The following is a 17,472-nucleotide window of genomic DNA, read 5'->3' on the forward strand; positions in this document are numbered from 1 at the left end:
GCTCACACCGGGGCGACGGCCGAGCGGGCCGCCCTCGCCCTGGCGATGGCGTCCGGCAGCGCCCGCAGCGCGAGGTCCACCTCCGCCTGGCTCGAATTCCAGCCGAGGGAGAAGCGCAGCGAGGCTCGCGCCACGTCCTGCTCGACGCCCATCGCGAGCAGCACATGGCTCGCCGAGGCCACCCCCGCCGTGCAGGCCGACCCGGTCGAGCAGGCCACCCCCGCCGCGTCGAGCAGCATGAGCAGCGAATCGCCCTCGCAGCCGGGGAAGCTGAAATTCGCGTTGCCCGGCAACCGGCCCGCCCCGGTCGGAGCCCCGTTGAGCAGCGCGTCCGGGACGAGCTGGAACACGCCGCAGACCAGCGCGTCGCGCAGCTTCGCGAGCCTCGCCGAGGCGCACTGCAGATCCTCGGTCGCCGCGTCGAGCGCGGCGGCCAAGCCTCGGATCGCGACGAGGTCGGAGGTGCCCGAGCGCAGTCCCCGCTCGTGCCCGCCGCCGTGCTGCAACGCGACCACGTCGTGCGCGCGGGAGAGGACCAGCGCCCCGGCTCCGACCGGGCCGCCGAACTTGTGCGCGGCCACTGAGAGCGCCGCCGCCCCCGAGCCGGCGAGGCCCACCGGGAGCTGGCCGACGGCCTGGCACGCGTCCACGTGCAGCGGCACCCCGGCCGCGTTCGCCAGCTCGGCGAACTCCTCGACCGGGTTGACCGTGCCGACCTCGTTGTTCGCCCACATGACGCTCACCAGGGCGACCCGCTCGCCCCAGTCCGCGAGAGCCTCGGCGAGCGCGTCGGGGCTCGTCCTGCCCGTGCGGTCCACCGGCAGCCGCACGACCTGCGCGCCCTGGCTCTTCGCCAGCCAGTCCGTCACGTCGAGCACGGCGTGGTGCTCCGCCTCGCTCGTGATCACCACGTCCCGGCCCGGCCCGGCCGACCGCCGCGCCCAGTACAGCCCTTTGATCCCGAGGTTGTCGCTCTCCGTCCCGCCGCCGGTGAAGACCACCTCGGAGGGGAGCGCGCCCAGCCGCTCGGCCACCGACTCCCGCGCCTCCTCCAACGCGCGCCGCGCGGCGCGGCCCTGCGCGTGCACTGACGAGGCGTTGCCGAACAGGCCGAACGCCTCGGTCATGGCTCGGACGGCCTCCGGGCGCAGCGGCGAACTCGCCGCGTGGTCGAGATAGGCGCTTTCCAGCGCGACCTGCCCCGCGCGCCCGCCGCAGACGGGCGGGACCGCGTTGCTCTCCTCGAGGGCTTCAGGCTGCTTGGACATCCTGTTCAGCGTACTCGGCGGACCGTCCGAACACCAGGCGCTCGGTCAGCTCGGCGAGCTCGCGCCGGTCGGTCCCCGCCAAACTCGGGCCGATCCAAATATTCGCCCGCAAGCCCCGATGGCCGATGATGCGCTTGATCGAGTCGAGCCCGTTGTCCTCCAGCACGAAGCAAGGGGTCACGTCCGGCTCGTCCGCGTCCTCGCCGTACCAAATGCGGATCGGGCGCACCCGCCCGCCCGTGGAAGCCGCCGCGTCGAAGAACGCTGGGTGGAAACGCCCGTGGTGCTTGCCGCACCACGTGGTCGCCTCGGGGAAGACCACCACGCGCTCCCCCGCCGCGACGCGCCTGCCCGCCTCGGCGACCAGGCCGGGCAGCTCGCGGAGCTTGGTGCGGTCGATGGGGATCATCCGCAAAGTCCTCGCCAGCGTCCGGACCACCGGCACGCGCATCAGATCGCCCCTGGCCACGTAGGTCGACCGGGTGATCGCGTGCAGGAGGATCGCGTCGAGCCAGGAGGTGTGCTGCGGGGCCCAGACCTCGCCCGCGCCGGCAGGCGCGGCGATGGTCGGCAGGTCTTGCGCCCTTCGCACTTTCACCCGGACGCCGATCGAGGAGACCGCGAGCCACGCGTACCACTGCACCGGAGCCGGGCGCAGCCGCTCCGGCAGCAGGCGGGTCAGAAGGAGCGCCGGGGCGGTGAGCATCACCAGGGCGAAGGCGGTCCAGCGCAGGGCCCGCAGCCATCCGGCGGCTCCTTCGGACACGGGCGGGATGCAGCCCCGGCCGCAGACGCATTCTGGGATCCAGCCCTGCCCCGGAGCCCGGATCGGCGTGCGCTCGAAGACGGACGGGGGCTGGGCGACGGGGAAACGGCGGTGGCGGAACGGGATCTTCGGGAGCAGTTTCAACGCTGCCTCGGCTGTTCCGACGGCGAGGCCGCGGCGCTCCTCGGCTGTTCCAATGGCGAGGTCGCGGCGCTCCTCGACTCTGCCACCTGCGCCGCCGAGCGCAGCCGGTCGAGGTAGCGGCGGTTGGCGTCTCTGAGCGCGAGCAGCACCGCGAAGTCCGCGACTCCGAAGACCGGGTCGTGCGCGGGCTCCCCGCAGAACTTCGCGCCGATCCGCTGATAGCCTCGGATCAGCGGCGGCGACTTGACCTTCGCCGGGGCCGGGATCTCGTCCAGCGCCACCCCGTCCAGCACCACCGGTCGGTGCGGGTAGACGCGGTATTCCGAGGCGTTCTTGGCCAGCACCTCGTCCCGGATGCCCCGCACGTGCGAGCCGGGGACGTCCTCCGGGGCCTCCTGGATCGGCACGGAGACGCAGCCGACCAGGTATTCGTAGCCGGTCCGGTCCAGGTAGGCGAGGATGCCCGCCCACATGAGCGCCAGCACCGAGCCGCAGCGGTGCTCCGCGCGCACGCAGGCCCGGCCCACCTCCACCGTCTGCGGGCGAAGGGGGTCGATGCTCGAGAGTTCGAACTCGCCCGCCGTGTACAGCCCGCCCATGACGATCACGGAGGGCGGCGGCAGCAGCCGGTAGCAGCCGACGACCTCCTGCGCGTTCTCCTCCCAGACCAGAAGGTGCTCGCAGTGCTCGTCATAAGCATCCGCGTCCTTCCCGTCCACGAAGGAGTCCGCCGCCCCGGCGAACCCCGGCTCGTTCGCGAACACATCGGCGCGCAGGCGCTGGACGGCTTCGATCTCGTCGGCGTCGGTGGAGAGTTTCAAGCTGTAACGGGGCAGGCCCTCGGGGGCGCTGCCGACGGGTGCGGGTGGGATGAGGACTGCTGAACTGCCCATGCCTCATACGGTTACCGAGTCGTTACTTCCTCGCGGAATCGACACGGTGTACGGCTCCCGACGATTTGATGAACGAATTTCCCGCGCCCGCTGTCGCGACTACGATTGCGGCCATGCCCGCCTACGTGATCTCCGTGACCAGCGCCATCCTCGACCCCGAAGCCGCGCAACGCTACAGCGAGCTCGCCCGCCCCGCCGTGCTCGCCCACAACGGCTCCTACCTCGTTCGCACCACGGAATTCGAGGTCGAAGAGGCACGAGACCCCGCCCCCGCCCGGATCGTCGTGATCGAATTCCCGGACCGAGCAGCGGCGCGGGCCTGGTACGACTCCCCCGAGTACGCGCCCGCCAGGCAGATCGCGCTCCGGGCGCTCCACCGCCAGCTGTGGTTCGCGGACGCCCTCTGACCCAGGCCGACACGCTCCGGGGCGGCATCGGCGGATCTGGGGAGCAACGTCCTAGACTGGCCGCTAGCGGCTCCCCAGCGCCGCTGCATTGTTCCCGAACAAGGAGTATTTCCCATGGCCGATTTCCACGACAAGTTCGACAAGGCGTATGCGGACAAGTCCCTCGCCGAACTCCTCGACGCCCCCGTCGACGCGATCAAGGGCGTGAGCGAAGGCGACGCCGAGAAGCTCAAGGCCGCTTTCAACATCAAGACCGTCAAGGATCTCGGCACGAACAAGTTCTTCCTCTGGGCTCAGGCCGCCGTCGCCCTCGGCAGCTAGTCCCCAGCGCTCAGGCGGCTTGAGCCGCGAAACAGTTCGGCCCCCGGTTTTCCCGCCGGGGGCCGAACTGTTTCGCGGCTCAGAGCCTCGCTACTGGGGCGGCATGCCCTGTCCGCTCTCGAAGGGAGAGCCTCCCGGATAGCCCGGCGTGAACGGCAGCGGCGGCATGCCCTGCCCGCTCTCGAAGGGAGAGCCGCCCGGATAGCCCGGCATCAGCGGCAGCGGCGGCCCGAACGGAGAGCCGAACGGCGGCATTCCGCCCGGCGGTCCGAACGGCTGCGGCGGGCCGGGGTCGAAGCCTGGAGCGCCGTCGTCCTCGAAGTCCTCGTCCGGGCCCGCGTCGGGCCCCTCAGCCTCCGGCCCGTCGCCGGAGGCGTCTTCGTCGGATGCGGATGCGGAATCCGCTAAGGCGGCCGGCGCCGTCCATGCGGCAGCCGGGGCCGCTCCGATCCCCGCGAGCGCCATGAGGAACACCGGAACCGCTTTCAACCACATTCCGCCAGTGTACCAACCCGCATTGTCGCGCCGCCGATTCTCGGGGCGTTATCCCTTGTGATTCTCGGGGCGTTATCCCTTGTCTTGTTCCGCCTTCGAGAGCAGCTCGTCCGCGTGCGCGCGGCCGGTCTCGGTCTCCGCCATGCCCGCGAGCATGCGGGCGAGCTCCACGACCCGCTCCTCCCGGCTCAGCTGGCGCACCTGGCTCGCTTTGCCGCCCGAAGCCGCCGCGCCCTGCTCGGCGGGCTCGATCCGGATATGCGCGTCCGCGTACGCCGCGACCTGCGGCAGATGCGTCACCGCCAGGACTTGGCAATGCCGCCCGAGCCTGGCCAGGCGCTGTCCGATCCCGACCGCGGCCCTGCCGCCGACCCCGCTGTCCACCTCGTCGAAGACCATCGTCACCTGTTCCCTGCCCCTGGCCAGCACCAGTTCCAAGGCGAGCATGATGCGCGACAGCTCGCCGCCGGACGCGCCTTTCGCGAGCGCGATCGGCTCCCCGGAGCCCGCCGCCTTGAGCGCGAAGCCGACCTCGTCCGCGCCGTTCGGCCCGTGCTTCCCTGAGGGCTCCACCCCGACAGCCAACGCCGCGCCGCCCATCGACAACCCGGCCAGCTCCTGGTTCACGGCTTTCTGCAGTCCGTCCGCGGCCTTGCGGCGGATCGCCGTGAGCTTGCCCGCGAGCTGGTCCAGCTCGGCCTTGGTCGCGTCCAGCTCGGCCTGGACCTTCGCGACGGCTTCGGTCCCCCCGCCGATCCGCTCCAAACGTGCCTGCGCCTCCGCAGCCCAGCGCAGCACCCCGTCCACATCGGTGGCGTAAGCGCGGACCAGCGCCTTCAACTGCGCTTGGCGGTCGAGCTTCGCCTCGAGGGCCGAGCTGTCCGAGGGCAGATCCCCCAGATACGCGCCGAGGTCGAGCCCCAGTTCTGCGACCAAAGTCCCCGCTTCGGCGGCCCGGTCGGCGAGTTCGCGCAGCCGAGGGTCCTCCGCGCTGGCGAGGATCGTCCCCACCTGGCCCAACGCGCTCGCCGCGCCTGCCGCGCCGCCCTCCGGGTTCTCCGGGTCCTCCCCGGTGAGCAGCAGATGCGCGGCGTGGGCGCGCTCGCGCAGATCGTCGAGGTCCGAGAGGCGGCGGATCTCCGCCGCGAGCGACTCGTCCTCCCCCGGCTCGGGGTCCGCCTCGGCGATCCGCCGGATCCCTTCGGCGAGACGCTCCGCCTCGGCTGCGCGTCCCTCCTCGTTCGACTGCAGCTCGGCGAGCTCCGCGCCGAGCTGGCCGAACCTCGCGTACGCCGCGCGCCATTTCGCCAGCGGCCCGGCGATCTTCTCGCCCGCGAACCGGTCGAGCGCGGCGAGCTGCTCCCCCGACTTGAGCAGCCGGAGCTGGTCGTGCTGCCCGTGGACGTTCAGCAGCGGGTCGGCGAAAGCGGACAGCGTCCCGAGCGGCACCGCCCGACCGCCGATGAACGCTTTGGACCGGCCGTCCTTGCCCAGGGTCCGCAGCACGAGCACGTCTTCGTCGTCCAGATCCACCCCGGCGCTGTCGAGGAACTCGCGCACCTCGTCGTCGAGAACGTCCGGCCCTGGCAGCTCGAAACGAGCCTCGACCACTGCCCGCTCCGCGCCGCCGCGCACGCGCGCCGCGTCGCCCCTGCCCCCGCCGACCAGCCGCAGCCCGACCGCGAGCATGGTCTTGCCCACGCCCGTCTCGCCGGTGAGCACCGTGAACCCGCCCTGCAACGGGACTTCCGCCTTCGCGATGGCCCCCAGGTTCTCGATCCGCAGCTCACTGAGCATTGCCGGCCCGCCCCCGCCCTCGCCAGCCGGTCACCGGGAGTTCGAACTTTCTGACCAGCCGGTCCGCGAACGGCACGCTGTCGATCCGGGCCCAATGCACCGGGGTCGCGCCTCGGACCAGCTCCACCCGCCCTTTCGGCGGCAGCGCGATCTCGCGCCGACCGTCGCACACCACCACCCCGTCGCGCCCGCCGTTCGTCGGCTCGACCGCGATCCGCGCCTTCGGGCTGGTCACCATGGGCCGGGTGAACAGCGCGTGCGCGTTGCTCGGGACCAACAGCAGCGCTTCGAGGTCGGGCCAGACGATCGGTCCGCCAGCCGAATACGCGTACGCGGTGGAGCCGGTCGGCGTCGAGATGAGCATGCCGTCCGCCATGAACGCGCACACCGGGCGGCCGTCCACCTCCACCACCAGCTCCACGACTCCGAGCCGGGAGACGTTCTGGATGCTCACCTCGTTCAACGCCCATCCCTTGTCCACCACGCGGCCTTCCGCGAACACGGTCACGTCGATGGTCATGCGGTGCTCGATGGTGTAGGCGCGGGCGACCACTTGCTGCAGGGTCTGCTCGATCTGCTCGGCCTCCGCTTCGGCGAGGAAGCCGACATGGCCGAGGTTGATCCCCAGGACGGGGACTTCCGCCGGCCTGGCCACTTCCGCCGCGCGCAGGAAGGTGCCGTCCCCGCCGAGGACCAGCACCAGCTCGCAGCCCTCCGCCGCGCCCTCAGGCTCGACCACCTGCGCGTCGCCGTGCTTGAACAGCTCGTCCAGGAAGAGCTTCGGCGCGATGGAGGGGGCCAGCGGTTTGCCCCGCCTGGCGATGTCCGGGGCGAGGACCCGGACCGAGACCCCCGCCTCTTTGAAGACTCTGGCCACCACCGGCACCACTTCCGGCAGCTGCTGCGGGGTGAGGTTCGCGACGATCAGGATCTCACGCATCGCCGCCCCCTCCGGCCCGCTCGTCCCAGTCCGCAAGCCCCGCGCGGATCGTCGGCTCGAAATCGCCCTTCGGAGCCGATCTGCGCAACCAGAGGAACGCCTCGAGGTTCCCGCTCCGCCCCGCCACCGGGCTCGGCGCGGCCCCCTGGACCGCGAGCCCTGCTGCCGAAGCCGCCTCGGCGACCGCCAGCACCGAGGCGATCCTGGCTTTCGCGTCGCGGACCACCCCGCCCCTGCCGATCTCATGCTTCGCGGCCTCGAACTGCGGCTTCACCATGACCACCAGCTCGCCCGCCTCGCGAACGCAGGCGGCGAGCGCGGGCAGCACCAGGCGCAACGAGATGAACGAGAGGTCGGCGACCACGAGGTCGACCTCGCCGCCGATCGTCTCCGGGGTCATGTGCCGCACGTTGACGCCGTCGAACACCGCGACTCTCGGATCCTCCCGCAACCGGGGAAGCAGCTGGTCGTGCCCAACGTCCACGGCGGCGACCCAGGACGCGCCCAGCCGTAGCAGCACGTCGGTGAACCCGCCGTGCGCCGCGCCCGCGTCGAGGCACCGCCGTCCGGCCACCGCCACGCCGAGGCGTTCGAGCGCGCCCGCGATCTTCCCGCCCGCCCGCGAGGCCCAATCCGGCTCCTCCGGGTCCGCGTCCACGCGCACGTCGGTCTCCGCCGAGACCGCGAACGCCGGTTTCTTAGCGAGCTTCCCGCCCGCGAACACCCGTCCCTGCGCGATGAGCGAGCCGGCCTGCTCCCGAGAACGGGCCAGTCCTCTGCGCACCAGCTCGCGGTCCAACCGCGTCGTCGTGTCAGGCATCCTCGTCCCGCATCACTTCCAGGAGGCGCTCATGCGCCTGTTCGAGGAGCTTGGTCTCATGCTCGAACGCGGACTCGTCCACCGGGATCGGACTTTGGGCAAGCTCTGTCACGACAGCTTCGACGCTGTCGAGGTCGTGGAACTGCGGCTCGGTCATCAATGCCAGGCTAACCGATGGCATTGACGGCAGCGCGCCACGCGTCGAACAACAACGGCTCCGGCGATTGGTGCAGCGCGGAGAGGTCCGCCGCCACATACGTGGGGCGCAATGCCGCCTCGGCGGCGAGCGCGTCCGCGACGGTGCTGACCCCAGTGAGCACCAAAAGGCTCGGCAGGCCGACCGCGTTCGCGCCTGCGATATCGGTGTCGAGCCGGTCGCCCACCACCAGCGGGGCTTTGGCCGGGACTCTGCGCAGCGCCGCCGCCATGAGCGGGGCGGCGGGCTTGCCCGCGACCAAGGGATCTTGATCGGTGGCGGTGCGCAGCGCCGCGACCATCGAGCCGTTGCCCGGCAGCAGCCCCCGTTCGGTCGGCAGCGTCGGGTCGATGTTGCAGGCCACCCAGAGCGCGCCCGCGCGGATGGCGAGCGCCGCCTCGGCCAGCTGGGGCCAATCGGTCTGCGGGGAATGCCCCTGCGCCACGCCGCTCGACCTGGGCGCTCCGCCGCCGCTGACCGGCAGGTCGGCGAACTGCCGCACCGGCACAAGGCCGCGCGAGCGCAGCTCGTCCTCCAGCGCCTGCGCCCCGACGACCAGCACCGAGGCTCCGGGGTCGAGTTCTGCGGCGAGAAGTTCCGCGGCGGCTTGCGCGCTGGTCACCACGTCCTCGTCCGCAGCGGCGTAGCCCATGCCCGAGAGCGCGGCGGCCACATCGCGGGGGGAACGGCTCGCGTTGTTGGTGACGTAGGTGACCGGGCCCGGCACGTCCCGCAAGGCGCGCACCGCGCTGTCGATCGGCCTCGGGCCGTGGTAGAGGGTGCCGTCGAGGTCGAGGAGCAGATGATCGTGCAGCTCGCCCAGCGTCGTCACGACGAAAGCTCCGCGATCCGGTCCTCCGCGTCGGTCTCCTCGTCCTCGTCCGCTTCCGCGGCGTGCCGGAACCAGGCCAACGCCTCTGCCTGGTCCCCGGAGGCCAACAACGTCTCGGCGTAGGCGTAGAAGAGCCGCACCGCGGCGGTGCCGCGCCGTTCGGGATCCAGCTCGCCGCCGCGCAACGTGGCGAGCGCCGCCTCGACTTCGCCAAGGTCCAACCGCGCCCCTGCTTCGACGATGCGCAGCTCGGCGGCGACTTCCGGGTCCAGATCTTTCGCCCGGTCCCCGCGCGCGAGCTCGATGGCGCGCTCGGGCCTGCCCAGCGCGCGCTCGCAGTCGGCCATGAGCGGCAGCAGGCTCGCATCGCCCGCCATCCGGTGCGCGGCGCGCAGCTCCGAAAGCGCCTCGGCCCATTCCGCGTTGCGGTAGGCGAGCACACCAGCGGCCTCACGGACGATGGCGATGCGGGACGCGCGGGCGCGCGCCGCCCGAGCGTGTTCGAGCGCTTGCTCCGGGTCTTCGAGCGCAAGCTGCTCAGCAGCGACCAGGTGGCGCGCGACGATCTCCGCGTTGTCCTTGTCGAGGCTGCGCAGGTCTTGTCTCAGCTCATGATCCAGGTCGGAGGCTTGGATGTCCTCGGACAGCTCCGGCTCGGGATGCTGCGGGGCCGCGCCCTGGTCCCGGTCTCGTCGCGGTCCGCGCGGCTTCCACTCGGAGCCGCTGTCCTCCCGGCGCGGACCACGCGGCTTCCACTCGCCACCTCGATCACCCTCGCCACGAGGCTTCCAACCAGAACCCTCACCGTCCCGACGAGGACCACGCGGCTGCCAATCCCGATGCTCGCCCTCCCGACGCGGACCGCGGGGCTTCCACTCGCCACCCCGGTCACCCTCGCCACGAGGCTTCCAACCAGAACCTCCGCCCTCGCGGCGCGGACCGCGAGACTGCCGGTCCCCCGAATGATGTTGAGGACGGTCAAAGCCCACAGTTAGTCCTTCCCGGCTTGCTCATGACACCGCTCAAGCGGGTCGCTCAAGTGTACGTGCTCGACCGGCCAAAAGCGACTGCCCCGGTCCGGTCGTGGTTCTGCCCGAAGCAGCGCCCGCAGGCGCTGCGCTACGACTCGTTCCCGCCCGGCCGTCGCGCGACTCCGGCAAGGTTGCGCTTGCCCCGTCGCAGCACCAGCCACCGACCGTGCAGCCAGTCGTCTTCGGAGGGCTCCCACTCCGCGTCGGCGACCCTCTGGTTGTTCACCCACGCGCCGCCTTCCTGCACGGCGCGGCGAGCGGCGTTGCGCGACTCGCACAGCCCCGTGGCCACCAGCAAATCGACGATGCCCACCTCGCCGCCCGGCCCGACTTCGGCGAGCGAGGTCTCCGCGAGTGCCTGCCCGAGCGCGGTCGGATCGAGGTCTTCGAGCTTTCCCGCGCCGAACAGCGCCTGGCTTGCCGACTCGACCCTGCGCAGCTCCTCCGCGCTGTGCACGAGCGTCGTGAGCTCCTGGGCGAGCCTTCGTTGCGCGAGGCGCTGGTGCGGACGCTCGGCGGTGGCCTGGTCCAGCTCCTCGATCTCGGGCCGGGAGAGGTCGGTGAACCAGCGCAGGTACTTGCCCACATCGGCGTCTTGCACGGCGAGGAAGTATTGGTACCACGCGTAGGGGCTGGTCTTCTCGGGGTCGAGCCAAATACTGCCCCCGCCCGTGGACTTGCCGAGCTTCGTCCCGTCCGCCGAGGTCACCAGCGGGGTGGTCAGCGCGTGGACGTGCGCGCCGTCCACCCTGCGGATCAGCTCGACGCCGCCGACGATGTTGCCCCACTGGTCCGACCCGCCGAGCTGGAGCGTCGCGCCGAGCCTGCGGCGCAGCTGCAGGTAGTCGTTGGACTGCAGCAGCAGGTAGCTGAACTCCGTGTACGAGAGCCCGTCCCCGTCAAGGCGCTTCTTGATCGTCTCGCGGGAGAGCATGACGTTCACCGAGAAATGCTTGCCGATGTCGCGCAGGAAGTCCAAAGCGCTCAGCTCGCCGGTCCAGTCCAAGTTGTTCGCCAGAACAGCGCCGGTCGGCGAGTCGTCGAACTCCACGAACTTCATCAGCTGCGGTTTGAGCCTCTCCACGCGGGCGCGCACCGTCTCCGCGTCGGCGAGCTGGCGCTCCCCCACGTCCCGAGGGTCGCCGATCAGGCCGGTGGCCCCGCCCGCGAGCATCACCGGGCGATGGCCGAGGCGTTGGAGCCGCCGCGCGGTCAGCAGCAGCATGAGGTGCCCGGCGTGGAGGCTGTCCGCAGTGGGGTCGAAGCCCGCGTAGAAGGTCACCGGCCCCTTCGCGAACGCCTCGGCGAGCGCCTGCTCGTCGGTCGATTGGGCGACCAGGCCTCGCCAGCCCAGCTCTTCCAAGGGCGTCCCGGAGCCCAGACGGCGATCTACTGCGTTACCCTCGCCTCGCGTGCCCTCTTCCCTCCCCAGTACGCCACGGCTCGTTGCGTCTTGTCTCTCATCCGCCTGGGTCTCCGGGTGCTCAACGGTCATGGGGCAATCTTCTCAAACGGGGCAACGCCTTTCTTGCGTCCCCCTTGGCGGAAAGCGGAAACCGCGTGAGACTCCGGCAGCCAGAACCGCCACGGCCGCTCGACCGCTTTGCTGATCCCCACGCGCGGGCCGACCGCGATCCGGGCCTCGGGCACAGGCGCTCCGAGCACGAGCCGCACCGGCGACTCGACGTCCACAAGGTCGCGCCCGTTGTCCTCCAATGTGAGGCCGAGCGCCTTGCAGAAATTCCCCGGACCTTTCGCCCATCGGTCCGCGTCCAGGATTCCGGGCCGCCTGGCCGCCACGACCGCCTCGCCCGATTCGATCTCCCCCGCCCGCAGCAGCACCGCCCCCGCCGAGCCGTCCGGCCCGCACACGACGTTCGCGCAGTAGTGCAGGCCCATGCTGCGATAGACGTACAGGCGCCCCGCAGGGCCGAACATGATCTTCGCGCGGGGCGTGGGGCCGGGATAGGCGTGCGCGGCGGGATCGGGCCACAGGCCCGCAGGATCGGAGCCGTACGCCTCCACCTCCACGATCCGCGCCACGACGTCGCCGCAGAGCAGCCGCGCGCCGAGGACGCGCCGGGCTACCGAGACCGGGTCAGCGGAGAGCGAGGCGCAAAAATCCACGAAACAAGCATGCCACCCGCCAACGCGAGGGCGAACGCGAACTGCGCAGTCGCGGTCGCCATCAGCGCGCCCAGCAGCACCGCCACGGCGACCAACACCGCGAGCGCCTTGTGCGCGGGCCAGGCCACGCTCGCGATGAGCACCGGCTGCGACAGGTTCGGCGTTGTCATGACTTCATGTTAGCACAACCCAGCCTCGAAAGTTCGGCCGCCCGAAAACTTGAATTTCGGCCTTCGGAAAGGCGCGTCTGGGTCTGGCGCGAGAAAATTCAGCTAGGCGGGCGTTGGCGGCTTCAGGCTCCGGTCTCCGGTCTCCGGCGATCCCGGCGGGGCTCCCGGCGGTCCGGGCGGCGCGGCGGAGCTTTCCTCAACCGTTCCGAGCGGTTGCGGCACGGGCGAAAGCTCCTCCGTCGTCGCCCTGTCCGCCTTCCTGGGGTAGTAGAACCAGGAGAAGACCCCCACGATGAGAGAGACCGGGAGGACGACGGCGAACAACTGCTTCGCCGCGCGCGGCGGCCGGAACGTGTCGCTCACGAGGAACTCGCTCACGCCCCGGAGGGGAAAGGCCATGATCAACGCGGTTGCGGCTGCCGTGGCGACGACGAAGAGCATCCGGGGGGCCAAAGCTCCGTCGCGCGAAGACCTCGGCTTCATCCACAAGACGAGGCCGCCGACGACGATCACCGCCAACCACATCGGGATCAAAAACATCAGCCCGAAGAGGACCCCGAAGAGCGAGAGGCCCAGGCCGTGCGACACGGCCACCCCCACAGTGTTCCTCTGCGCCAGGCCCATCACCAGGCCGACGGCGAAAAGGTACCCGAAGGCTCCGAGGAGCGTGCAGCCCAGCGCGTGCCATACCCACATGCAACCGCCAGCCTGCCGCTGGCCACCGTCTTTCCCCACGCCGCCGATTCTCTCACGGCAGTTGGGCGCGGAACCATCAGACGCGCCGGACGGCGGGGGGCTTCCAAGTGCCGTCGATGATGGACGGCGGTGTTTGCTTGGGCCAATACAGGCGCATCATGAGGTTGAACCTGCCCGACGGGGCCGGCAGCCAGTTGGCCTCCTTCTCCGGGCCGGGGTTGTCGTGCTGCAGATACAGGTCGACCGAGCCGTCCGGGTTGAGGGCGAAATTGTCGCGCTGGCTCAAAGTGGAGCGGCCCAGCGGGTTGGCGACGAAGAAGAAGCCCTCGTCGTACATGGTCAGCGACCAGAAGCCTTCCGCAGGGGGAAGCTGGCCTTTGTCGAAATGCAGCACGTACTTGCCCGCGCCGTCGTACGGCTCGCCGTCGGCGTCTTTCTCGGAGGTGGGATAGACGGCGTCCTCGGGCCGATTGGCCCCAAGGCCCACGGCGGTGATCATGGCGCGCTGCAGGTAGTCGACGCCGTACTGGCCGGTCTTGGTCGTGAACTGCCACCCGTTGACAGCCTCGAGGCCCCTGAAGTGGGCCATGATCTTGGCGTACCCGTCTTTGGGCACCGAGGCCAGCGCCGAAGCCGCCGCGCCGAGCTTGCCGAGGTCGAATTTCTCGCCGGGGACCACGCCCAGCTTGGCCATCTTCTCCACCATGGGTTTGTCGGCCTGCGCTGGCGGATTGTCTTTCATCAGCGCGGCGAGCAGGCCGAAATACTCCTGGGCGCTCAGCCGGTTCACCTGCTCGCGCACCGGGGTCTTCATGTCGATCCCCGGATCGACCGTTCCCGCCGGGGGCGTGTACGGCTTCCCGTAGGAGCTCAACGGCACGAGCGAAATCTCGTCCTGCAGCTTGTGCACCGCCGCGTAGTCCTCTGGCGTTCCGGTGCAGTAGACCCTGCCGAGCAGCCACACGATCGAGGTCGGAGATTTGTACTCGACGACGCCGGGCGGCAAAGCCCCCGTCCAGTTCGGGCCGGTGATGGCGTAGGTCTGCGGCCCGGTGCCGGTGGTCCGCTTGCCGGGGGCCTCGAACACGTCGGTCCACCCCGACAGCATGGGGAAGAGGACGTACCGGTCGCCCGCGTCGGGCAGGCTCAACACCCACGGCTCGTCTTTGACGTCGACGAAGGCGTTCACGTACAGGGTGTCCGCGTTGGGCGCGGTGACGTCCCGGAACGAGGCGCTGGGATACTCGCGCATCCGCATCAGTTGGCCCATCGGGGCGCGGGGAGCCTCGGCCGAAGCGGTGTTCGTCATCACCCGCCGCGTCATCTCCATGGTGACCAGCGGATAGCCGTACACGTAGGCGTCCATCGCGAGCGAGCGCGCCTCCTCCGCCGAAAGCCCGTCCGCCTTCCTCCCGGACTCCGCGCACCCCGAAGCCGAGGCCATCAGCCCCGCAGCGCCGACCGCGACCAGCAATGCCGCCAAACACCGATACCGACCGCTCACAAGACACCTTCCCATTTCGATTTGTGATACAGATCATAGCCGATGCGTCTCGATCAGCCGACGAGGAGCGCCCTGATCCTCCGCAACCAGGTCCGGTAGCCTGGCGCGGTGAGCGCCTCGGCCCAGATCAGCATCCCTGCGAGCTACATGCGCGGCGGGACCAGCAAGGGCGTGTTCTTCCGGCTGGGCGACCTGCCGGAGGCCGCCCAGCGGCCCGGAGCCGCGCGCGACCGGCTCCTCCTGCGCGTGTTCGGCAGCCCGGACCCCTACGGGAAGCAGACCGACGGCATGGGCGGGGCCACCTCCAGCACGAGCAAAGCCGTGATCGTCTCGCGCAGCGAGCGGCCCGGCCACGACGTGGACTACCTGTTCGGGCAGGTGGGCATCGACCAGCCCTTTGTCGATTGGAGCGGCAACTGCGGCAACCTGACCGCCGCGGTCGGCCCCTTCGCCATCGCGAGCGGCCTGATCGATCCCAAGCGCGTGCCCCACGACGGGACGTGCGCCGTGCGGATCTGGCAGGCCAACACCGGCAAGACCATCGTGGCGCATGTGCCTGTCGCGGACGGGACCGTGCTCGAGACCGGCGGCTTCGAGCTGGACGGGGTCGCCTTCCCCGCCTCGGAGACCCGGCTGGAATTCCTCGACCCAGCCGACAGCGGCGCGCTCTTCCCCAGCGGACGGCCCGTGGACGAGCTCGACGTCCCCGGCTTCGGCTCCGTGCGCACGACGCTGGTCGACGCGGGCATCCCGCTCGTCCTGATCGACGCGGGCGCGGTGGGCCTGACCGGCGCGGAGCCGCAAGAGGCTGTGAACGGCGACTCGGGCGCGCTCCGGATTTTCGAGGCGATCCGCGCGCACGGCGCAGTCCGAATGGGCCTGATCGAACGGCCCGAGGAAGCCGTCGCGCGCCAACACACCCCGAAGCTCGCGTTCCTCGCGCCCCCGAGCGCCTACACGGCCTCCAGCGGGAAGCCTATCGCGGCGGAGAATTTCGACCTGCTCGTCCGCGTGATCGCGATGGGCAAGCTGCACCACGCGGTCCCCGGCACAGCGGCAGTCGCGCTCGCCGCCGCGGCGGCGGTGCCCGGCACGGTCGCCAGCGCCGCCTGCGGGGTCCGCTCGACGGTCCGGCTCGGCCACCCTTCCGGCACGCTGGCAGTCGGGGTCGAGGCCCGCGAAGGGGCAAACGGCTGGGCCGTGGCCTCTGCGGTGATGTCGCGCTCCGCTCGGGTGCTCATGGACGGGCGCGTCCGCGTGCCGCACGGCTCGTTCTGAGCTTCCGGCCGCCCGGACCATAATGCCCTTGCGCTCGGCGCTCCCCCCGCCATAGGCTGTCTCCCTTTGCTTGCGCAGGGGACGGCGACCACGAGGAGGCGGCCATGGAAGAAGACAGCAAGCTCGATATCTCGCCGCTCGACGCGCTCTGCGCGGCTGCGGCGGAAAGACGGTTCGGCATCGGGCTGGTGGAGGGGTACCCGGATCTCGCCGTGCGGCTGCTGCTCGCGGACTACGACACCCCTGCGCTGCGCGAGCTCGCGGGCTTCACCCGGCGGGAAGTCCAGAACTACCCCGCCTCGGTGCACGACTTGTTCGTCGAAGTGCTGGCGGAGCTGGACGTGGCTCCGTTCGGCTCGGACGAAGAAGCCATCCTGTATCTCGCCCGCCATTGGTCCAAGCAGCTGCTGCGCGGCGAGCTCTCCGAGCGCGAGGCTTCCCGACTTCTCTACTGGGTGGCGCCGGGCGAGCTGCCGGACGATTGGGAAGCAAGGCATCCGGCGCTCGCCGGTCTGATGCCCGGTTTCTCCAGCCTCTACTTCATGGAAGAGCACGAAGTCTCCAGGTCCGACTGGGAGAAATACAAAGCCGATGCGCGCGGGGCGGCGCGGGCTCTTTTGGACTCAGACATCGGACGCAGATGAGCCCGGCGGGCTCGGCGGGGCGGGCGGCTCGGCGAAATACTCTTGGAAGGTTTTCGGCCGCTCCCACCTCGGCTCCTCCGCCCTGTCGAAGCTGCCCTGCTGTCTCTCACGCGGGTAGTAGCACCACGCCGAGACACCGGCGATCACGGCTGTCGGAGCCACGACCTCGAGCAGGAGCGAGCTTTTCGCGCCAAGGTCGCCGCCCGTCCAGAGCCACAAGTATCCGAAGAAGAGGAACATCCCAGAGCCCGCCGCTGTGGCGACGGCGAAGACCAGCCGACGGGCCGCGTCCCGATCCGGCGGAACCCGACGAGTCGCGCAAAGCGCCAGCCAACCGCTCGCCACGGCCGCGACGTAGAGCGGAACCCACACGAAAAACCCGCAGACCAATCCGAAACCCGCAAGCCCGAACCCATCGCGCAAAGCGTCTCCCATGGAGCCGGTTCGCAGCAGCGCGGAAACGCTCCCGACGACCAACAGATACGCGAGCATGCCGCCGACCGTCCACCCCAACGCGCGCAGCAACCACGCGGAACCGTCGACCCGCCGATGTTTCCCCTCGTGATCGCCCACGGGACCAGTCTCGCACAAACGGCGCCGACTCGCCACGGAGGCTTCGGCGACGCGTCCCCTCTTTCGCCGGAAGGCCGATTTGACCTCAAGTCAACTTGAGGTTCTACCGTGGAGGCCCACGACACAGGAGGTTGGCGCGAATGTTCCACATCGACGCGAGGGCTGTCGAGTTCCTCGCCGCAGAACCGGCGCTGATCGGGCAGCTCGGCTATATCGGACGCGACGGCGGCCCTGTCGTGACGCCGGTCTGGTACCGGTTCCTCGACAACCGGCTGGAGTTCGTCACGCAACTGGGCACAGCCAAAATCGCCGCGCTGCGCCAGGAACCCCGCGCGGCCGTCACCGTGGCCAGCCAGACCGAGCCCTACGGGTACGTGCAGGTCCAAGGGACGGTCCAGATCGACCCCGAGCCCGACGCGACCCATGCCGCGCTGATCGAGATCGCGGCCAGGTACCTGGGGCGCGAGCGCGCTGCCGCATACGTGCGGGAGCACCACAGCGCGCCGGGGGAAGCCATCGTGCGGCTGAGCCCCGCCCGCGTGCGCGCCATGCTGCCCGCCTAGACCACGG

21 protein-coding genes are annotated in these 17,472 nt (G+C 70.6%); 5 read left to right on the plus strand and 16 right to left on the minus strand.

All coding sequences use genetic code 11. The features are described 5' to 3' along the window. Nucleotides 1-2 precede the first annotated feature (2 nt). From HMPREF9336_RS17050 to HMPREF9336_RS17060, 3 genes are read right to left on the minus strand one after another with little or no spacing between them, the layout of a single operon-like run. The gene (locus tag HMPREF9336_RS17050) at nt 3-1,268 is read right to left on the minus strand and encodes a cysteine desulfurase family protein (protein ID WP_021030931.1); all 1,266 of its coding nucleotides are present in this window, start codon (nt 1,266-1,268) and stop codon (nt 3-5) included. Then, the gene (locus tag HMPREF9336_RS17715) at nt 1,252-2,178 is read right to left on the minus strand and encodes a lysophospholipid acyltransferase family protein (RefSeq protein ID WP_021030932.1); all 927 of its coding nucleotides are present in this window, start codon (nt 2,176-2,178) and stop codon (nt 1,252-1,254) included. Before HMPREF9336_RS17715 ends, HMPREF9336_RS17050 begins: the two co-directional genes overlap by 17 nt. After that, nucleotides 2,175-3,071 (minus strand): GNAT family N-acetyltransferase, encoded by an 897-nt coding sequence (locus HMPREF9336_RS17060; RefSeq protein WP_007469048.1) that lies wholly within the window; start codon nt 3,069-3,071, stop codon nt 2,175-2,177. Before HMPREF9336_RS17060 ends, HMPREF9336_RS17715 begins: the two co-directional genes overlap by 4 nt. A gap of 113 nt (nt 3,072-3,184) precedes the next feature. On the opposite strand from HMPREF9336_RS17060, the gene HMPREF9336_RS17065 reads away from it, so the two are divergent. Beyond that, on the plus strand, nt 3,185-3,478 hold the full coding sequence (locus tag HMPREF9336_RS17065; RefSeq protein ID WP_007469049.1) for a DUF1330 domain-containing protein: 294 nt from the start codon (nt 3,185-3,187) through the stop codon (nt 3,476-3,478). Between the two features lie 114 nt (nt 3,479-3,592). After that, nucleotides 3,593-3,799 carry a hypothetical protein gene (locus HMPREF9336_RS17070; protein ID WP_007469050.1) on the plus strand — a complete coding sequence of 69 codons (207 nt, stop codon included), beginning with the start codon at nt 3,593-3,595 and terminating at the stop codon, nt 3,797-3,799. 90 nt (nt 3,800-3,889) lie between these two features. Here HMPREF9336_RS17070 and HMPREF9336_RS17075 read toward each other — a convergent pair whose 3' ends face one another. The 12 genes from HMPREF9336_RS17075 to HMPREF9336_RS17130 all read right to left on the minus strand — a co-directional run bounded on the left by HMPREF9336_RS17075 (nt 3,890) and on the right by HMPREF9336_RS17130 (nt 14,347). Continuing rightward, a complete protein-coding gene (locus tag HMPREF9336_RS17075) occupies nt 3,890-4,294 on the minus strand; it encodes a hypothetical protein (RefSeq protein WP_007469051.1) in 405 nt (134 codons plus the stop codon). Between the two features lie 72 nt (nt 4,295-4,366). After that, entirely contained in the window at nt 4,367-6,091 is a 1,725-nt protein-coding gene (recN, locus tag HMPREF9336_RS17080) for a DNA repair protein RecN (RefSeq protein ID WP_007469052.1), read from the minus strand. Next, a complete protein-coding gene (locus HMPREF9336_RS17085; protein WP_007469053.1) occupies nt 6,081-7,031 on the minus strand; it encodes an NAD kinase in 951 nt (316 codons plus the stop codon). The genes recN and HMPREF9336_RS17085 overlap by 11 nt, the downstream gene beginning before the upstream one ends. Continuing rightward, the gene (locus HMPREF9336_RS17090) at nt 7,024-7,851 is read right to left on the minus strand and encodes a TlyA family RNA methyltransferase (RefSeq protein WP_007469054.1); all 828 of its coding nucleotides are present in this window, start codon (nt 7,849-7,851) and stop codon (nt 7,024-7,026) included. Before HMPREF9336_RS17090 ends, HMPREF9336_RS17085 begins: the two co-directional genes overlap by 8 nt. Then, a complete protein-coding gene (locus HMPREF9336_RS17095) occupies nt 7,844-8,008 on the minus strand; it encodes a hypothetical protein (RefSeq protein WP_021030933.1) in 165 nt (54 codons plus the stop codon). Before HMPREF9336_RS17095 ends, HMPREF9336_RS17090 begins: the two co-directional genes overlap by 8 nt. 10 nt (nt 8,009-8,018) lie before the next feature. After that, nucleotides 8,019-8,879, minus strand: a complete 861-nt coding sequence (locus HMPREF9336_RS17100; RefSeq protein WP_007469056.1) for an HAD-IIA family hydrolase — start codon at nt 8,877-8,879, stop codon at nt 8,019-8,021. Further along, on the minus strand, nt 8,876-9,868 hold the full coding sequence (locus HMPREF9336_RS18145; RefSeq protein ID WP_084206713.1) for a tetratricopeptide repeat protein: 993 nt from the start codon (nt 9,866-9,868) through the stop codon (nt 8,876-8,878). The genes HMPREF9336_RS17100 and HMPREF9336_RS18145 overlap by 4 nt, the downstream gene beginning before the upstream one ends. Before the next feature lie 130 nt (nt 9,869-9,998). Next, on the minus strand, nt 9,999-11,405 hold the full coding sequence (tyrS, locus tag HMPREF9336_RS17110; protein ID WP_007469058.1) for a tyrosine--tRNA ligase: 1,407 nt from the start codon (nt 11,403-11,405) through the stop codon (nt 9,999-10,001). Then, complete coding sequence (locus HMPREF9336_RS17115) at nt 11,402-12,037, minus strand: DNA-3-methyladenine glycosylase (RefSeq protein ID WP_007469059.1); 636 nt, start codon at nt 12,035-12,037, stop codon at nt 11,402-11,404. The genes tyrS and HMPREF9336_RS17115 overlap by 4 nt, the downstream gene beginning before the upstream one ends. Beyond that, on the minus strand, nt 11,995-12,207 hold the full coding sequence (locus tag HMPREF9336_RS17120) for a hypothetical protein (protein WP_007469060.1): 213 nt from the start codon (nt 12,205-12,207) through the stop codon (nt 11,995-11,997). The genes HMPREF9336_RS17115 and HMPREF9336_RS17120 overlap by 43 nt, the downstream gene beginning before the upstream one ends. A 102-nt stretch (nt 12,208-12,309) precedes the next feature. Beyond that, a complete protein-coding gene (locus tag HMPREF9336_RS17125) occupies nt 12,310-12,942 on the minus strand; it encodes a hypothetical protein (RefSeq protein WP_156920447.1) in 633 nt (210 codons plus the stop codon). Nucleotides 12,943-12,979: 37 nt separating this feature from the next. Next, nucleotides 12,980-14,347, minus strand: coding sequence for a DUF1254 domain-containing protein (locus tag HMPREF9336_RS17130; protein ID WP_051357467.1), 1,368 nt, complete (start codon nt 14,345-14,347; stop codon nt 12,980-12,982). Between the two features lie 168 nt (nt 14,348-14,515). On the opposite strand from HMPREF9336_RS17130, the gene prpF reads away from it, so the two are divergent. Then, nucleotides 14,516-15,685, plus strand: coding sequence for a 2-methylaconitate cis-trans isomerase PrpF (gene prpF / locus HMPREF9336_RS17135; RefSeq protein ID WP_007469063.1), 1,170 nt, complete (start codon nt 14,516-14,518; stop codon nt 15,683-15,685). Between the two features lie 104 nt (nt 15,686-15,789). After that, nucleotides 15,790-16,329 (plus strand): hypothetical protein, encoded by a 540-nt coding sequence (locus HMPREF9336_RS17140; RefSeq protein ID WP_007469064.1) that lies wholly within the window; start codon nt 15,790-15,792, stop codon nt 16,327-16,329. Here the strand turns inward: HMPREF9336_RS17140 and HMPREF9336_RS17145 are convergent. Then, a complete protein-coding gene (locus tag HMPREF9336_RS17145) occupies nt 16,309-16,902 on the minus strand; it encodes a hypothetical protein (protein ID WP_021030935.1) in 594 nt (197 codons plus the stop codon). The two genes, HMPREF9336_RS17140 and HMPREF9336_RS17145, sit on opposite strands and share 21 nt — an antisense overlap. 140 nt (nt 16,903-17,042) lie before the next feature. Between HMPREF9336_RS17145 and HMPREF9336_RS17150 the strand changes: the two genes are divergently transcribed. Next, complete coding sequence (locus tag HMPREF9336_RS17150) at nt 17,043-17,465, plus strand: PPOX class F420-dependent oxidoreductase (RefSeq protein ID WP_007469066.1); 423 nt, start codon at nt 17,043-17,045, stop codon at nt 17,463-17,465. The last annotated feature ends 7 nt before the right edge of the window (nt 17,466-17,472 follow it).

Source organism: Segniliparus rugosus ATCC BAA-974, assembly GCF_000185725.2.
GTDB lineage: Bacteria > Actinomycetota > Actinomycetes > Mycobacteriales > Mycobacteriaceae > Segniliparus > Segniliparus rugosus.

Bases quoted from the DNA above. Each gene is read 5' to 3' on its own strand.
- HMPREF9336_RS17050 (WP_021030931.1), bottom strand. From the start codon at position 1,268: ATGTCCAAGCAGCCTGAAGCCCTCGAGGAGAGCAACGCGGTCCCGCCC.
- HMPREF9336_RS17060 (WP_007469048.1), bottom strand. From the start codon at position 3,071: ATGGGCAGTTCAGCAGTCCTCATCCCACCCGCACCCGTCGGCAGCGCC.
- HMPREF9336_RS17065 (WP_007469049.1), top strand. From the start codon at position 3,185: ATGCCCGCCTACGTGATCTCCGTGACCAGCGCCATCCTCGACCCCGAA.
- HMPREF9336_RS17070 (WP_007469050.1), top strand. From the start codon at position 3,593: ATGGCCGATTTCCACGACAAGTTCGACAAGGCGTATGCGGACAAGTCC.
- HMPREF9336_RS17075 (WP_007469051.1), bottom strand. From the start codon at position 4,294: ATGTGGTTGAAAGCGGTTCCGGTGTTCCTCATGGCGCTCGCGGGGATC.
- recN (WP_007469052.1), bottom strand. From the start codon at position 6,091: ATGCTCAGTGAGCTGCGGATCGAGAACCTGGGGGCCATCGCGAAGGCG.
- HMPREF9336_RS17085 (WP_007469053.1), bottom strand. From the start codon at position 7,031: ATGCGTGAGATCCTGATCGTCGCGAACCTCACCCCGCAGCAGCTGCCG.
- HMPREF9336_RS17090 (WP_007469054.1), bottom strand. From the start codon at position 7,851: ATGCCTGACACGACGACGCGGTTGGACCGCGAGCTGGTGCGCAGAGGA.
- HMPREF9336_RS17095 (WP_021030933.1), bottom strand. From the start codon at position 8,008: ATGACCGAGCCGCAGTTCCACGACCTCGACAGCGTCGAAGCTGTCGTG.
- tyrS (WP_007469058.1), bottom strand. From the start codon at position 11,405: ATGACCGTTGAGCACCCGGAGACCCAGGCGGATGAGAGACAAGACGCA.
- HMPREF9336_RS17120 (WP_007469060.1), bottom strand. From the start codon at position 12,207: ATGACAACGCCGAACCTGTCGCAGCCGGTGCTCATCGCGAGCGTGGCC.
- HMPREF9336_RS17130 (WP_051357467.1), bottom strand. From the start codon at position 14,347: ATGGCCTCGGCTTCGGGGTGCGCGGAGTCCGGGAGGAAGGCGGACGGG.
- HMPREF9336_RS17140 (WP_007469064.1), top strand. From the start codon at position 15,790: ATGGAAGAAGACAGCAAGCTCGATATCTCGCCGCTCGACGCGCTCTGC.
- HMPREF9336_RS17150 (WP_007469066.1), top strand. From the start codon at position 17,043: ATGTTCCACATCGACGCGAGGGCTGTCGAGTTCCTCGCCGCAGAACCG.